The sequence below is a fragment of the Bartonella sp. AP30XZML genome, from assembly GCF_042195945.1.
GTDB lineage: Bacteria > Pseudomonadota > Alphaproteobacteria > Rhizobiales > Rhizobiaceae > Bartonella.
On the sequence record NZ_JBHIPJ010000118.1, the window covers coordinates 67,403 to 84,270 of the forward strand.

The window sequence follows — 16,868 nt, forward strand, 5'->3', positions numbered from 1 at the left end:
GAGTGTAAAGTTCTTTCATTCAGCGTAATGAAACATTATTTAAACATTTGAAGATGCAACGGGGGAGAGCATCTTAGTGACGTAATCGGAATGGAGTGCTGGTATGGGTTGGACATGTGAACGCGTTGAGCTTCTTAAAAAGCTTTGGAGTGAAGGGTTAAGTGCAAGTCAAATTGCTGCTCAATTAGGTGGGGTCAGTAGAAATGCAGTCATCGGCAAAGTACATCGATTAAAGTTACCAGGACGTGGTAAGACAGCACAAGGAAGCACGCGTGCGCAAAAAACTCCCGTGGGAAGCAGCAGTCCATCATCTCCACGTGTGCGTCGCAACACATCCACGGTATCGCCAATAAACACATCATCTGTAAGTATTGAAGAAACAGCTTTAAAGACAGAATTTGTAGTGGAAGATGTAAAAGAAGTTGATATGTCCACAAAATCCAATGTCGTTGTGCCTATATCACGTCAACTTAATCTTCTACAATTGAGTGAAAATACATGTAGATGGCCGGTTGGCGATCCATTATCAGCAGATTTTCATTTTTGTGGTGCAGATTCTGATGAAAATAGCCCCTATTGTGCCTTTCATGCTAAGCTAGCATTTCAACCAATATCTGAAAGACGTCGGATAAGAGTATAATACCCACGGTAGAATCTCATATTCTACGCCTTCTGCGCTTCGTTATTAAATTTTATTATCGAATTATTATGAGAAAGAAATTTGATGGAGCTTTTAATGAATGAAAAAAATTCTTCATGAAACTATTCAACGAAACTGTATCTTTTGGTGCTATTGCGCAGCTGTGTGTTGTAAAGTTATATTACTGTTTATTTTCATAATTTTCTTTAATTTAGTTGTACTGCTTTTAACACTATCCATAGCAACATCTTTTGAATAAGATCGTTTCTCAATTTCTCATGTTTTTATTCTTCGTGTATTTAATAGAGTAATGCTGTGGTTTATAAAAATAATTTATTGCTTTGCAACCTGAATGAGATCCATCTATATCTCTCTCATTTTAAGTCCTATTATATTGAATCAATCAAAATCTTTCGTTTGGGCGTCACGAGCGAGATGAGAACTGTGGAGAGTTAAAAACACTTAAAGAAAAGCATGCCTCTTATAAATGCTTTCAAGTGCCAAGGACTTAAAGGGTTGTTGCAACATTGGGAGATGGCAAAGTGTATGATGATGCCAGCTTGCTCTTTTATTAAGTATAAAGATAGTGAGTGCTTCATGGATTTATCGTTATACTCTTCACGAATGCCGTCGCAAAATAGGCTTGGGAGCGTTGAGAGATGTTTCTTTAAAACAAGCCTGTGAATATATGCAATTCAATGTCATTCTGTTTTGCGTGAGGGATGTGCCCCGTTAAAGAATGCGAAAAACAAAAGCGTAAAGCAATACGTAGAATGTAAAATAATATCTTTATAATTTTTTATAAAAAATTATAAAGAAGGGAATATTGTATTCAAGGCTCTTACGAAATATACAAAAACAATAAATTATAAGTATAAATAAATATAAAATCTAGAGCGACCACAATAACATCACTTTCCTTCTCCCGACACAAAACGGCGCAACCAAACATAAAGCGCACCTTCTCCGCCATGCTGACGCGCTGCTTGCTCAAACGCGTGGACATAATATCGAAAAGCTGGTGTTGATAACCAATACGGAACAAATCTATACAAAGCTCCATCGCTCCCAACGGATCGTCCTTTTCCTGTAATCACAAGGACATAACGCAATCCTCTCTGCTGAGAGGACTGTAGAAATTTTTTTAATAAAAAATAAGCTTCTTCCTGCATATAACCATGGAGATCAAGACGCGCCTCAAGAGGACAACGACCTTGGGAAATTTTACGATATGCAACATGATCAAAGAAATGAATCTTTTGTGCTTGTGTAACTGACCTCTTTTCTCTTTTAATAATTGTCGAGGATTGTTGATTTTCCTGAGACAATGAGGAGATTTGAGTTACAGGCTGTTTTTTATCATTAATATTTGCAATAGTTTCTGAAGCAGAAGAGAGCATCTTACCGTGAAGCGGTGTTATCGTACGACAAACCATCTCCCATAAAAAACGATCTTGTGGAGCCAATAAATCTATTTTTTGTCTCCATTTACTTGAGGACATTTTAATTTCTCATAAATCATTGAATGCTTATGGAAGAAAAACAAAAAGTATTTTAATTTTCATTTTCTGTAGCAAAAAGCTTCCAGTTGGGATCTGACGATAAACTATTGCGAACAAAAGTCCAAATATCCCTGATTTCTACAATAGCATCAGGATCACCGTCTATACGCTCGCCCTGTTCATTATAAGTAACAGAAATCATCTCACTGACAATACGTATCGTTAAAAGTTCATCTTTTTCTTGTATTGCCGCCGCAACAAATTCGATCTTATTAATTCCAACAAAAGTGAATTCTATTCTTTCTTTATTTTTTTCTCGTTGCTCAATAGCCGTACAAAAGCTCTCAAAAACATCCTGACAAAGCAAGCTTTTAAGTTGATTGCGATCACCTTTGGCAAAAGCTATTACAATCATTTCATACGCAATTTGTGCACCTTTTATAAAAAGTTGAGGAGAAAAATGAGGATCAATTCTATGCAATTCCCGCAAATTTTTATTCAAAACACTCCCCTCCGGTGAAATTTTATCAATTTCACTAAAGTCGTCTTTTTGTGAATTTTTCTGATGAGGGAACGAAACAATATTATCAGCCGTTTCTGCTTCAACTTGTTTTTTAGAACGTCGTGAATAAGGATCAAAGGGTGGCTTTTCAAACCCAATTCGTTTCCCTAATACATTACGGAGTTGCACAAAAATAACAACCATAACAACAAGAGCTATGACAAGTATAACGTCAAATTCCATAGGCGCTGTCAATCTCCAAAGCTTAAGTCTCTAATAAACATTGCAGTCAATACCATTTATCAATAAATATGTAAAATAAGGAATCTTATCATTCAAATATTTTTATAGATTTTGTATTTAAACGGAGTTCTCTTAAGAATTTCTCCCCCTACTCATCCAGAAGGAAACTTTCATGTGATAAAACTTTATTCTATAAATCCTCGTTTTTTTGTTGTTATCTTTCTTTGCATTCTTTTAATCGAGATTGCTGGTTTTATCTTTGTTGGTCAAGAAATTGGTATTTTGGCAACCTTGAGTTTGGTTATTCTCACAACCATAGCTGGGGTTGTTTTATTGCGAATTCAAGGGATTAGCCTTTTAAAAAATATACAAAATGAACTTATCCAAGGACGTACATTAGAGAATAATATTATTAATGATGCTTTCATCATGTTTAGTGCAATTTTACTTATTCTTCCCGGCTTTGTCACTGATCTCTTGGGAATATTACTTCTTATTAAACCAATTCGCTCTGTTGCTTGGCATTTCTTTGCATCATTAAAAAACAAAATGAATCCCAATACTAGAAGAAAAAATAACTCTGAAAAAATAATTGATCTTAAAGCAGAAGATTACACAATTCATGATACGACAGAATCTCCATGGCGCAAAAATGATGATAACCATTGAAATGCCTAAAAAATCTGTAACAAACTAAAAAAATATTCAAGATAAAGAGCGCATTTCTTGCAACCTTTTGCAAGGCGTGATAACCAATCTGGTCTTTAGATCTAAAATAAATATACATATTATAATGAGAGAGGTTTGTCGTATGGCCGAAGGTGAAATGAATAACAGTGGTGGAGAGCCGGTTTTTGCTGTATTAACTCAATATTTAAAAGATTTATCATTCGAAAACCCTGGTGCTCCTCGTTCATTGCGTGCACGTGAAAAATCACCACAAATTGATATCAATATTAACGTCAATGCTAACCCAATTGGTGATGACAATTACGATGTCGTTTTGTCTCTCTCCGTCAAAGCCAATGATGAAACTGAAACCTTGTTTCATGTAGAACTTATTTACGGTGGTGTTTTCCACCTTAAAAACATTCCACAAGAACATGTTATGCCACTGGTCTTTATTGAATGTCCCCGTCTTTTATTTCCATTTGCTCGCCAAATTATATCTGATGCTACTCAAAGTGGTGGTTTTCCACCTTTGTGGATTGATCCTATTGATTTTGCAGCACTCTTCCAAAAGCGTCTTTCTGAAGAACAAAAAGACAATCAAATACAGCCCTCTTAAAAATTTATTTTTTTGCTATCAAAAAGCCCCTTGATATATTATTGGTATATTAGGGGCTTTTTTCCTTTAGACGACTTTTGCGGCATGATAAGCCGCAAGCATTGCAATATTGACAACATCTGTATCGCTTCCACTAAACGGTACAATTTGGACAGATTTTTCCAATCCAATTAAAATAGGACCAATGATGGTTGCTTCACCGAGTTCTTGTAACATTTTGCTTGCAATGGAAGATGCGTGATATCCAGGCATAACCAAAATGTTAGCAGGCTCCGTTAATCCCATAAATGGATATTGCTGCATCAATTTGGAATTGAGTGCCACATCAGCACTCATTTCTCCATCAAACTCAAAATCAACTTTGCGTTCATGCAAAATATTAATCGCATCCTGAATTTGCTGCGTCGTCTTCCCTTTCATATAACCAAATGTAGAAAATGCTAAAAATGCTACCCGTGGTTGATATCCAAATCCTCGCACAAATGAAGCTGCTTGTTCCGCTATATCTGCAAGTTCTTCAGCATTAGGATTTTCATAAACGGCTGTATCCGTAATAAACACAATTCGTCCACGGCAAATAGCCATTGAAATACAAATCAATCGTTCTTTTGGTTTTTCATCAATTGCACGACGTATATCGATCAACGCTGTTTCATAATTGCGTGTCACCCCTGTAACCATTGCATCAGCATCTCCTAGTGCCACCATACACGCAGCAAAATAATTGCGATCATTATTGATACGACGATGACAATCACGCAACAGCCAACCTTGACGCTGCATTTTTTTATAAAGATAATTCGCATAAGCATCTGTACGGCAAGAAAGCTTAGCATTCATAATAGAAATACCTTCACGCTCCAGATCAATTCCAGCGATAACAGCCGCTTCTCTTACTTGCTCTTCACGACCAACCAAAATCGCTTGTCCCAATTTTTGATGAACATAGGAAACGGCTGCCCGCATAACTTGCTCTTCTTCACCTTCTGCAAAGACAATTTGTTTTGGCGCTTGACGAACATGGTTATAAACCCCACGCATCATCGAGGAAGTAGGATCACGTCTCGCATTCAAATCGCGCTCATAGGCCTCTAAATCATCTATGTTCTTTTGCGCAACACCGCTTTCCATTGCTGCTTTTGCTACCGCTATTGAAACAACCGTAAATAAACGCGGATCAAAAGGAACAGGGATGATATAGTTAGGACCAAACTTTAATCGCTTTCCATGATAAGCTTCTGCAACGCTGTCAGGCACTTCTTCATGCGCTAAATTAGCAAGAGCCTTTGCCGCAGCAATCTTCATGTCTTCATTAATAACTCTTGCACGCACATCAAGCGCACCACGAAATATATAAGGAAAACAAAGAACATTATTAATCTGATTTGGATAATCGGAACGTCCTGTTGCGACAATGGCATCATGACGCACTTGCATAACCTCTTCCGGCGTAATTTCTGGATCGGGATTAGCCATAGCAAAAATGATCGGCTGGGGTGCCATGGATCTTACCATTTCAGGAGTAAGAGCACCTTTAGCAGAAACCCCAAAAAATATATCTGCACCTTCCATTGCTTCCATAAGCGTACGTTTATCTGTTTGAATAGCATGCGCAGATTTCCACTGATTCATTCCCTCTTTGCGTCCTTCATAGACCACACCCTTTGTGTCACATAATATGATATTTTCGGAACGAAAGCCCATCGCTTTAATCAATTCAATACAAGCAATCCCTGCAGAACCAGCACCATTACAGACTAACCGCGTATTTTGCATATCACGCCCTGTTAAAGTCAAAGCATTGAGAACACCCGCAGCAACAATAATCGCTGTACCGTGTTGATCATCGTGAAAAACAGGTATATTCATCATCTCGCGTAGGCGGCTTTCAATCATAAAGCACTCTGGCGCCTTAATGTCTTCAAGATTAATTCCACCAAAAGAAGGTTCTAAATGGCGCACCAAATTGATAAAACTTTCTGTATCGTTTATATCAATTTCTAAATCAATGGAATCAATATCCGCAAAACGCTTAAACAACACTGCTTTGCCTTCCATGACCGGCTTAGAGGCAAGTGCCCCTAAGTTGCCTAACCCTAAAATAGCGGTTCCATTTGAAATAACAGCAACAAGATTACCTTTTGCTGTATAATCATAAGCTAGCGCTGGATTTTGAGCAATTGCCTTAACTGGAACTGCAACACCTGGTGAATAAGCAAGTGCTAAATCATGCTGTGTTGCCATAGACTTTGTTGCAATAATCTCAAGCTTTCCTGGTCGACCACGACTATGAAAATCTAGAGCTTCTCTTTCGCTCGCACTGTAAACAGTTTGAGACATTTTCTGATCCTGCTCGCTCTTTTTCATCTCACTTTATTTTCTCCAAAAACAGTGTAAATTTTGCTTGATAATGCGTATAGTCATTAAATTTGATTCATATATTAGAAATCGCTATTCTTGCCTTAGCAAATCTAATGATGCGTTGCAATTTAGAGATAAATAGATATTGAAGTAAACAAAAAAGAGTAAAAACTTCACTTAAAGGAAACAGGCCTCGTACAAATGGATAAAAAAAACAATCATAAAAATAATTTAATTCCACAGCCTGCCTCCCCATCTGCTTCCTCTCAAGAACGTCTTACACCTATGATGGAGCAGTACATAGAAATCAAAGCCGTCCATCATGATTCCCTTCTCTTTTACCGAATGGGGGATTTTTATGAATTATTTTTTAATGATGCGATTGAAGCTGCTCAGGCTTTAGGAATCACACTCACAACACGCGGAAAACATTTAGGACAAGATATTCCTATGTGCGGTGTTCCCGTTCATGCAGCAGATGATTATTTACAAAAACTGATTGCTTGTGGTTACCGAGTTGCTGTTTGTGAACAAATAGAAGATCCTGCTGAAGCAAAAAAACGTGGCTCAAAATCTGTTGTTCGGCGTGATGTTGTTCGCCTTGTAACCCCTGGAACGATAACAGAAGAAAAACTCCTTGATCCAACACGCGCAAATTATTTTATGACACTTTCCCGTATAAAAACTAGCGATGGAGAGGAATTTGCTCTTTCTTGGATTGATATCTCAACAGGCATATTTCGTGTAACAGAGAGCCGCCAAGAAAAACTTTTAGCAGATATTATGCGTGTGGATCCACAAGAAATCATTGTTTCTGATTCATTTTTTCATGATAAATCTCACAAGTCACTTTTTAGTGTTCTTGATCGTATCGTTTCACCTCAACCTGCTTGTCTCTTTGATGCACTCACCGCTGAACGCGATATTTGCAATTATTTTAAACTCTCAACTCTTGAAGGCGTTGCCGATTATTCACGCTGTGAACTCTCTGCAATTGTAGCTGCTATTCGTTATATCGAAAAAACACAAATCACGCATCGCCCTCCCCTCATGCAGCCTGAGCGCCAAAATGAAAGTGCAACTCTTTTTATTGATGCTGCAACCAGACTAAGCCTTGAACTTATTCGAACGACATCAGGTCAACGGGATGGAAGTTTATTAAAAGCTATTAATCGCACTGTAACAGGAGGAGGATCACGCCTTCTTATTGACCGCCTTATTGCTCCCCTCACAACTCCTTCAGCTATTGATACGCGTTTGGATTCTATCGATTTTTTTCTACATAATCCTTCTCTTGCGGAAGCGATAAAACTTATTTTAAAGGGGGGACCAGATATGCCCCGCGCCGTTTCACGTTTGGCTCTTGGACGAGGAGGTCCCCGTGATATGGCGACAATCCAGCGCGGCTTTGAAATCATTCGTGAATTGCATCAACTTCTTAATAATGAGCTTCTGCCTCAAGAAATAAGTGATGTACAACAGGTGTTCTCAAACTTACCCACAGCGTTGTACTTTCATTTAGAACAAACATTAGCTGATGATCTCCCACTCCTTAAACGTGATGGTGGTTTTATTCGTTCAAATTATCATAAAGAGCTCGATGAAATGCGTGCTTTACGTGATGAATCGCGCCGTGTCATTGCTGAACTTCAAGCGCAATATGCCCAAGAAACAGATATTAAGACTCTTAAAATAAAGCATAATAATATTCTAGGTTATTTCATTGAAGTAACCAGTACACAAGCATCTGCCCTTACAAATAATCCACAAGCTAAAGCACGTTTTATTCATCGGCAAACAATGGCAAACGCTATGCGTTTTACGACAACAGAGCTTGCTGACCTTGAAAGCCGTATTGCCCATGCTGCCAATCACGCATTGACACTTGAACTAGAGATTTTTGATATTCTCGTTCAGGAAATTACCGAACAAGTTGATTTTATTCGTAAAGCCTCTGAAGCACTTGCTATTTTAGATGTCTCTGTCGCCTTAGCATATCTTGCTGAAGAACAAGGCTATTGCCGCCCTAAAATTGATCTTTCACTTACCTTTCATATCACAGCAGGACGCCATCCTGTCGTCGAGCAAGCACTCTGCAAACAAGCAGCAGAACCTTTTATTGCCAATAATTGTGATCTCTCTGTGCAAGAAAATCAGCAATATGCAGCAATCTGGCTGTTGACAGGGCCTAATATGGGAGGAAAATCAACTTTTTTGCGGCAAAATGCTCTCATTGCTATTATGGCGCAAATGGGGTCCTTCGTTCCAGCGACTTCAGCACATATTGGTGTCGTTGATCGCCTGTTTAGTCGTGTCGGGGCTTCCGATGATCTTGCACGGGGGCGCTCAACCTTTATGATGGAAATGGTTGAAACAGCAACGATTCTCAATCATGCTAGCCATCATTCCCTTGTTATTCTTGATGAAATAGGACGTGGAACCTCAACCTTTGATGGACTTTCTATTGCTTGGGCTGCTGTTGAATATCTCCATGAAGTTAACCATTGTCGTGCTATTCTCGCTACCCATTTTCATGAAATGACTGCACTTACCGAAAAACTTGACAGACTGCATAATGTAACCATGAAAGTCAAAAATTGGGATGGTGATGTAGTTTTTCTTCATGAAATCACACCAGGAGCTGCTGACCGTTCCTATGGTGTACAAGTCGCAAAGCTTGCTGGACTTCCCCCAGCCGTTATTACACGAGCAACAGATGTACTCCATCAATTAGAACAAGGTGAAATGGCTGGAAAAGGACATAAACTCATTGATGATTTACCACTCTTTTCTCTTAAAGCAACATCTCCCGTCAATGAAGCAAGAAACAAACATTGTGTACTTCACGAAGCTTTAAAAAATATCCATCCCGATGAACTCTCCCCTAAACAAGCTTTAGAAGCAATTTACCACCTCAAACAGCTTGAAAAGAGTAACCCTTTATAGAAAACAAATGTTATTTTTTATTAAAAAGCTTTCTTAATAGGAGATAAAGTATCCCTTTTTGATATGCCACAGCACAAACTGTTGTTTACCGTATTCCCATCTCTTTTCTACACAATATATTTTGATAAGTGTAATGCATATAGAGGCAAAATCCTATGCATTATATTTCATATTTCCTTAGATCAACATTGGCCCGTATACAAAAAATTGGTCAATATCGACTATTTTTACAAGATAGTCGTTTTTTGCAAAGATTGTCATGAAATCTCCTCCACCTTGCAAATACGCAACATTTAATGAATTATGCTTTTTCACAATCAATATTATTGTTATCATAGCAACAGTTTTAGTTTAAAGCTGTCGGTGTTGGGATGCCTCCCCATTTTTCATAATAAATTCATGGATAATGGATCTCGCATTTTCTTCACATTTTAAGTTATAAAGAGCTCTTTTACTGTTTTCATATGAAACATATAATCAGATATATCACAGCAGTACTTTATTTTCATAAACATCCTTGAACTCCTTCCCGCACCTCAAAGGATAAGGATTTTCATTCGAATCAAGTCTGCAAACAGTCCAGATTCTAAGGGATTTACCTTAACTTCCTAGTCATGTAATTCACTTAAACTCAAAGTTTGATAAACAAGTCTAAGAATATTCACCACACACTAAATATATTAAGTAGGATGTCGTATATCACAGCTCTAAATGACAGTGTTTTTACGGTAAAACAAGATAATGCCACCAGTACAATAAATATCTTTCATAAATTATGAGTAATAAGAAACCATAATCTCATATAAGATTGGAATATGATATGAAAAGTAATTATACTGCATCTGTCTTACATAGCTGCTAAAATAAGCGATCCGCAGCAGCTTTTAGTTGTATTGATAGCTTTTTAATCATACTGATCATGACTCGAAATATTCTGATAAGTTCATAAACTCATAAAATAATTAGCTTAGAATATCGTGCAAAAGATGCAAAAAATCAGAGCATTATCTCTATTCAACTCATCAAATATTACGTACTGCACCCTTTGCAGCAGATGTGGTCATCGCTGCATAGGCTTTGAGAGCCTTTGAAACTTTACGCTGACGCTTCTCAATCGGTTGCCAAGCGCTTTTTCCTTTTGCTTCCATCTTAGAACGGCGCTGCTTCATCTCAACGTTATCCACCAACATATGAATTCTACGATTTGGAATATCAATTTCTATGATATCCCCCTCCTCCACCAACGCAATTTCTCCTCCTTCAGCAGCTTCTGGTGAAATATGTCCTATCGAGAGCCCTGAACTTCCCCCTGAAAAACGTCCATCCGTAACAAGTGCACAAACCTTGCCCAATCCTTTAGATTTGAGATAACTTGTTGGATAAAGCATTTCTTGCATTCCAGGTCCACCACGTGGACCTTCATAACGGATTAAAACAATTTCACCTATTTTAATCTTATCAGTTAATATAGCTGAAACAGCTGAATCTTGGCTTTCAAAAATTCTTGCCGGACCTTTAAAAGTTAAAATTGATTGATCAACGCCTGCTGTTTTTACAATGCAGCCATCTTTTGCAAGATTTCCATAAAGAACTGCCAATCCTCCATCTTGTGAATATGCATGTTCCCTATCGCGAATCACACCTTTTTCACGATCAAGATCAAGGCTCTCATAGCGACAAGATTGGCTAAAAGCTGTCTGTGTTGGAATGCCACCAGGAGCAGCACGATAAAATGTACGAACTGTTGGTTCATTAGTTTGTTTCACATCCCAACGGTAAAGAGCTTCTTTCATTGTTTTTGCGTGAACCGTATAAGTTGACGTATCAATGAATCCCGCCGCATCCAGTTCACCTAAAAGCCCCATAATACCACCAGCGCGATGAACATCTTCCATATGTACATTCGCGACAGCAGGAGCAACCTTACATAAAACAGGAACACGACGTGAAAGATGATCAATATCCGTCATGGTAAAATCCACCTCACCTTCTTGCGCCGCGGCTAAAAGATGCAGTACTGTATTGGTTGATCCCCCCATAGCAATATCAACGGTCATTGCATTTTCAAAAGCCTTGCGTGAAGCAATAGAGCGCGGCAAGACTGTTTCATCATCTTTTTCATAATAACGTTTAACCAATGCAACAATCTGTTTTCCAGCTTCTTCAAAAAGCATTCGTCGATCTGCATGTGTTGCTAACATTGATCCATTTCCGGGAAGAGAAAGCCCCAATGCTTCCGTTAAGCAATTCATAGAATTGGCCGTAAACATTCCTGAACAAGAACCACATGTAGGACAAGCAGCACGCTCCATTTCAGCCACTTCTTCTTCTGAATTTTGTTCTGAAGCTGCTGCAACCATGGCATCGACCAAATCAACCGTTAGATCTTGATCCTTCCATTTAATCTTACCTGCTTCCATAGGACCGCCTGAAACAAAGATTGTCGGAATATTCAACCGTAAAGCAGCCATTAACATACCAGGCGTAATTTTGTCACAATTAGAAATACAGACAAGTGCATCTGCACAATGTGCATTAACCATATACTCTACAGAATCAGCAATGATTTCACGTGAGGGCAACGAATAGAGCATTCCATCGTGCCCCATTGCAATTCCATCATCTACAGCAATGGTATTAAATTCTTTCGCAACACCACCGGCAACTGCTATCTGTTGCGCGACTAATTGCCCAAGATCTTTTAAATGGACATGCCCTGGTACAAATTGTGTAAAAGAATTCGCAATCGCAATAATGGGTTTACCAAAATCAGTATCTTTCATCCCTGTTGCACGCCAAAGTCCGCGGGCTCCTGCCATATTACGCCCGTGGGTCGATATTCTTGAACGGTAAGAAGGCATTATTTTTTTCCCCTCAAATAATTCCATTTTGCTTGTTGTGCTGTAACTTCATTATAAAAACAAGAGCTTTAATATTCAAAAGAGCAAAATACCTTGTACTGAGGCAGTTGAAGCACAAAATTAAAAGCTCTGCATAAACTTTTTCATAAAACCTTTGTTTTTTTATTACCTGTTAATCAACATCTAATCCTTGTGCAAGTCCACGTTTGAGACAAATATCAAAACGCTTCAGTGTGACATGAACAGTTCCAGATTTTTGTATGCCAGATTTGGTTAGTATATTGCATCTATCTGTTTGCGTAATCTCTAGAATTGGAAAGAATATAAAGAAATCGTGGTAAAAATCTATTATCTCCTTATAATTCAGCTTTACACCTTTCAAACGCATTCATAAAAATATCTTTTAAATAATGATGACGCATTATCTCATGCTTTTGTTTTTACACTCTTCAATAGAGCTACTCCGCTCAGGAAGAACAAAACACACCAAACAAAATACACTTGTATAGCCTTTATGTATTCATTTTAAAGAGACATCTTTCAATGCACTCGAGCCCATTTCACGATAGCGCCTATGAATGGTATAACAGCCCCCGTGAATAATATAAATCTATAAGGGACATCTTCACACTTATGAAGAAGATAACTGACACCATCATACATTTTTCTCATCCCCAATATTGCGAACATCCTTGGTAATTAAGACAATTAACAAGAGATATTTTTATTCCTTCCTTCAAGCGTTTTTATCTACACGGCTTTCCCTGCGTGTGACATACAAGCAAGTGACTTTAATTGTTTTAATACAAGAGGATCTAAAATGAGAGAACCTTATGATATTCGGGACTCTCATTCCAGTTGTAAAAAATTAATTATGAATATAAACCAATACTTATCTCATTATAACTCACATTACACCCTTTACGGAAAAACAGATAGAATTTACAAAGAGTACAGCGTTTTCTCGTAAGGTAATCTAGTGCAGAGTTACAATTTGTAGTTCATGCTCATTGGCTCCAGCAAGAGCGATAGAACGCTCATCGGATAAAATGATAGGATAACCTGTTTCACCAAAGAGAGCCCATATCGTAATGCCTGGGGTCATCGGTGGAAGATCTGGAAAGTTTTTAGCCAAATCATCTGTACAAACTTTTTTTAAATAGGCAATCTGTCCCGCATCAGAGTAGGATGTGTTCTGAAACGACAAGTTTTGTTTGTGTTCTCCCATTTCACTGTTCCTTTACGCCTTAACTTTTATGACTCACCACTACTGACTTTAATTGGAATCTGTTTTATTTCTTTTTTTAATTTTGGTTGATACAGATTAATTGATAAAAGACCATTTTTCAACTCTGCATTTGTAACATGCATCCCTTCCGCGAGAACAAAGGTTCGCTGGAATTGTCGCGCAGCTATACCGCGATATAAATATTGATGATTTTGGTTGTCTGTTTGTTTACCATGAATAACCAATTGATTATCATCGAGTAAAATATTAAGATGGTTAATCTTAAATCCAGCAACAGCCAAAGTTATCCGGATATGATTTGCATCATCACTTTTATGCAAACGTTCAATATTATAGGCTGGGTAAGCCTCATCAGCTTTACCGATACGTTGCAATATTTTTTCTACGGTTTCAAACCCTAAAAGAAAAGGATTGGAGAAAGGCGTCACATGTGTCATTCATGAGTATCCTATTTAAAACGGCTTTACTTGACCAAACTCTATAAAAGTGTTCGCTGCACTCCTCTCATATGGCGAGCGTGAATGATAACTTCAAGAGAGAAGATTTAAGAGAGTTCAATGCCTCAAAGTAACATAAAATTATCAAAGGTGCGAAATTTATCTAGTATATTGTATAATAAAGATGAAATTGCGGAAATATTTCGCCGTTTTTCTGTGCAACGCCCAACACCTAAGAGTGATCTTAACTATATAAATACTTTTACACTTTTAGTTGCCGTTGTGCTTTCGGCTCAAGCGACAGATGTAAGCGTTAATAAAGCGACAAAAGAATTATTTTGCCTTGCTGATCAACCGGAAAAAATGGTTGCATTAGGGGAAGAAGAAATAGCAAATCATATCCGTTCAATTGGCCTTTGGCGTGCAAAAGCACGTAATGTTTATGCGCTTTGCAACTGTTTAATTGATTATTATGGCGGTCAAGTACCCGATACGCGTGAAGCACTCATGGCCCTTCCTGGAGTGGGGCGCAAAACGGCTAATGTGGTCTTGAATGTTGCTTTTGGTCAGCCTACATTGGCAGTAGATACACATATTTTTCGCTTAAGCAATCGTCTTGGTTTGGCGCCTGGCAAAACACCAGAAATTGTTGAGAAAAAATTATTAAGGATTATACCGGTTCATTATATTCGCCATGCGCATCATTGGCTGATTTTACATGGTCGCTATATTTGTCAAGCCCGTAAACCACAATGTACGCAATGCATTATTGCCGATTTATGTAAAGCAGCCATCAAAACAAATGCAATTCCAGCACCTTTGGTTGAGCTTCAAGGCAATGGAGCGCCGATTTTTTTGTAATACGGTCTTGCTATTTTGTGTATACTAGCTTATGAAAACGTCTTTAAGAGCCGCCCGGCAGGGCATGCCGTGGCTGTTTAAATGCTTGTTCAAGCGTTGGTCCGCTTGAGTGAATAAAATGTTTGATTAAATAAATTAATGTACGGAGTAGCAAAATGCCCAAGATGAAGACCAAATCATCCGCTAAAAAGCGGTTTAAAATCACTGCGTCAGGCAAAATTAAAGTAGCAGCTGCCGGTAAGCGCCACGGCATGATTAAGCGTTCGAATAAATTTATTCGCGATGCACGTGGAACAATGGTTTTGTGTGAACAAGATGCTAAAAAAGTCATTCAGCATTATTTGCCGAATGGTATTTAAACCTTACGCTTTTGATTTTGAGGAGATTATAATATGGCTCGTGTGAAAAGAGGTGTGACAGCACACGCTAAGCACAAAAAAGTTCTTAAACAGGCTGAAGGTTTTTACGGTCGTCGTAAAAATACCATTCGTGCAGCTAAAGCAGCGGTTGATCGTTCAAAGCAATACGCTTATCGTGATCGCAAAAATAGGAAACGTACTTTCCGTGCTTTGTGGATTCAGAGAATTAATGCGGCTGTTCGCGCAGAAGGTTTAACTTATGGACGTTTTATTGATGGCTTATCAAAAGCCGGTATTGAGGTTGATCGTAAGGTTCTTTCAGATATAGCAATCCATGAGGCAGAAGCATTTTCTGCTTTAGTAGCTTCGGCAAAAAAAGCTTTAGAATATTTAAAAGATACGACACCTAATGCTTTCGAAGGCGCTGTCAAATAAGCCAGTCGTGTTCTCTTAAAGCATTCATTTATTCGAGGTCCCGTGCTGGCTATTGCGAGTGCGGGTTTTTCTTTATTAAAAAATAGGCAAAAATATGAATGATATTGAGCGTCTGGAACAAGAAATTTGTTTAGCCTTAGAGGCAGCAGGTGATGAACAAGCACTTGAAGAAGTGCGTATTGCAGCATTGGGTAAAAAAGGTAGTATCTCTGAAAAATTAAAAGAATTAGGAAAAATGGATGCTGGCGAGCGCCATAAAGTTGGACCAGTTCTTAATGGATTAAAAAATCGCATTTTAGAATTATGGGCACAAAAGCGTGATCTTCTGAAAAGACAGGCAATGGATGCCCGTCTTTCTCGTGAAACAGTTGATGTTACCTTGCCTGTTCGCTCTTCACCTATAGAACGGGGACGCATTCATCCTATTTCACAAGTGATTGAGGAAATTATTGCCATTTATACAAAGTTGGGTTTTTCTCTTGCAGAGGGACCTGATATTGAAACAGATTATTATAATTTTACGGCATTGAATTTTCCTGAAGGGCATCCAGCGCGTGAAATGCATGATACCTTCTTTTTTGATGTTGATAAAATGGGAGAACGAAAATTATTGCGAACCCATACATCACCCGTACAAATTCGTACACTAGAAAAACAAAAAGCACCGATACGAATCATTATTCCTGGAAAAACTTACCGCATGGATTCGGATGCAACACATTCTCCCATGTTCCATCAGGTAGAAGGTCTTGTCATCGATAAAACCTCCACCATTGCCCATATGATGTGGCTACATGAAACCTTTTGTAAAGAATTTTTTGAAGTTCCCTCTGTAAAAATGCGTTTTCGTCCCTCTTTTTTCCCTTTTACCGAACCATCTATGGAAGTGGATATTCAATGTGATCGTTCTGGTTCAGAAGTAAAGTTCGGAGAAGGACAGGATTGGTTGGAAATTTTAGGATGCGGAATGGTGCATCCCCAGGTGTTGAAAAATGTTGGTTTAGATCCCGATGAATATCAAGGTTTTGCATGGGGCATGGGCATTGATCGTATTGCCATGTTGAAATACGGTATGCCTGATTTGCGGGCTTTTTTTGATGCTGACCTGCGTTGGTTAGACCATTATGGCTTTCGTTGCTTTGATATGCCTGCTTTTTTTCCTAATAAAAACGTGTGATCTTAGT

Annotated in this window: 15 protein-coding genes; 8 read left to right on the plus strand and 7 right to left on the minus strand. The window is 38.3% G+C overall.

Annotation, left to right across the window (positions count from 1 at the left end):
• The first annotated feature begins 103 nt into the window (after window positions 1–103).
• The gene (locus ACFIL2_RS09510) at window positions 104–640 is read left to right on the plus strand and encodes a GcrA family cell cycle regulator (RefSeq protein ID WP_375617530.1); all 537 of its coding nucleotides are present in this window, start codon (window positions 104–106) and stop codon (window positions 638–640) included.
• A 911-nt stretch (window positions 641–1,551) separates the two neighbouring features.
• Here ACFIL2_RS09510 and ACFIL2_RS09515 read toward each other — a convergent pair.
• Together ACFIL2_RS09515 and ACFIL2_RS09520 are read right to left on the minus strand one after the other, a co-directional pair.
• Window positions 1,552–2,142, minus strand: a complete 591-nt coding sequence (locus ACFIL2_RS09515) for a Smr/MutS family protein (RefSeq protein ID WP_375617529.1) — start codon at window positions 2,140–2,142, stop codon at window positions 1,552–1,554.
• Window positions 2,143–2,194: 52 nt separating this feature from the next.
• Window positions 2,195–2,887, minus strand: a complete 693-nt coding sequence (locus tag ACFIL2_RS09520; protein WP_375617567.1) for a Tim44/TimA family putative adaptor protein — start codon at window positions 2,885–2,887, stop codon at window positions 2,195–2,197.
• A gap of 174 nt (window positions 2,888–3,061) precedes the next feature.
• Here ACFIL2_RS09520 and ACFIL2_RS09525 point away from each other — a divergent pair, with 174 nt between their 5' ends.
• Entirely contained in the window at window positions 3,062–3,556 is a 495-nt protein-coding gene (locus ACFIL2_RS09525; protein ID WP_375633695.1) for an FxsA family protein, read from the plus strand.
• A 142-nt stretch (window positions 3,557–3,698) separates the two neighbouring features.
• Window positions 3,699–4,175 carry a protein-export chaperone SecB gene (gene secB / locus ACFIL2_RS09530; protein ID WP_375617527.1) on the plus strand — a complete coding sequence of 159 codons (477 nt, stop codon included), beginning with the start codon at window positions 3,699–3,701 and terminating at the stop codon, window positions 4,173–4,175.
• 66 nt (window positions 4,176–4,241) lie between these two features.
• On the opposite strand, the gene ACFIL2_RS09535 is transcribed toward secB, so the two are convergent.
• Window positions 4,242–6,542: an NADP-dependent malic enzyme gene (locus tag ACFIL2_RS09535; protein ID WP_375680130.1), complete on the minus strand. Its 2,301-nt coding sequence runs from the start codon at window positions 6,540–6,542 to the stop codon at window positions 4,242–4,244.
• Between the two features lie 195 nt (window positions 6,543–6,737).
• Here ACFIL2_RS09535 and mutS point away from each other — a divergent pair, with 195 nt between their 5' ends.
• Entirely contained in the window at window positions 6,738–9,482 is a 2,745-nt protein-coding gene (gene mutS, locus ACFIL2_RS09540; RefSeq protein WP_375639520.1) for a DNA mismatch repair protein MutS, read from the plus strand.
• 1,022 nt (window positions 9,483–10,504) lie between these two features.
• Here mutS and ilvD read toward each other — a convergent pair.
• The 4 genes from ilvD to ACFIL2_RS09560 form a co-directional block, all read right to left on the minus strand.
• Window positions 10,505–12,343 carry a dihydroxy-acid dehydratase gene (gene ilvD / locus ACFIL2_RS09545; RefSeq protein WP_375639519.1) on the minus strand — a complete coding sequence of 613 codons (1,839 nt, stop codon included), beginning with the start codon at window positions 12,341–12,343 and terminating at the stop codon, window positions 10,505–10,507.
• Window positions 12,344–12,515: 172 nt separating this feature from the next.
• Window positions 12,516–12,731, minus strand: a complete 216-nt coding sequence (locus ACFIL2_RS09550) for a hypothetical protein (protein WP_375681732.1) — start codon at window positions 12,729–12,731, stop codon at window positions 12,516–12,518.
• 588 nt (window positions 12,732–13,319) lie between these two features.
• A complete protein-coding gene (locus ACFIL2_RS09555) occupies window positions 13,320–13,571 on the minus strand; it encodes a DUF1150 domain-containing protein (protein WP_012754519.1) in 252 nt (83 codons plus the stop codon).
• A 26-nt stretch (window positions 13,572–13,597) separates the two neighbouring features.
• A complete protein-coding gene (locus tag ACFIL2_RS09560; protein WP_375612819.1) occupies window positions 13,598–14,029 on the minus strand; it encodes an Hsp20 family protein in 432 nt (143 codons plus the stop codon).
• 120 nt (window positions 14,030–14,149) lie between these two features.
• Here ACFIL2_RS09560 and nth point away from each other — a divergent pair, with 120 nt between their 5' ends.
• From nth to pheS, 4 genes are all read left to right on the plus strand, one after another.
• Window positions 14,150–14,890, plus strand: a complete 741-nt coding sequence (nth, locus tag ACFIL2_RS09565) for an endonuclease III (RefSeq protein ID WP_375639518.1) — start codon at window positions 14,150–14,152, stop codon at window positions 14,888–14,890.
• A gap of 155 nt (window positions 14,891–15,045) precedes the next feature.
• On the plus strand, window positions 15,046–15,249 hold the full coding sequence (rpmI, locus tag ACFIL2_RS09570; protein WP_183193590.1) for a 50S ribosomal protein L35: 204 nt from the start codon (window positions 15,046–15,048) through the stop codon (window positions 15,247–15,249).
• Window positions 15,250–15,282: 33 nt separating this feature from the next.
• Window positions 15,283–15,684, plus strand: coding sequence for a 50S ribosomal protein L20 (gene rplT, locus ACFIL2_RS09575; protein WP_012754515.1), 402 nt, complete (start codon window positions 15,283–15,285; stop codon window positions 15,682–15,684).
• 94 nt (window positions 15,685–15,778) lie between these two features.
• Window positions 15,779–16,861 (plus strand): phenylalanine--tRNA ligase subunit alpha, encoded by a 1,083-nt coding sequence (pheS, locus tag ACFIL2_RS09580; RefSeq protein ID WP_375639516.1) that lies wholly within the window; start codon window positions 15,779–15,781, stop codon window positions 16,859–16,861.
• The last annotated feature ends 7 nt before the right edge of the window (window positions 16,862–16,868 follow it).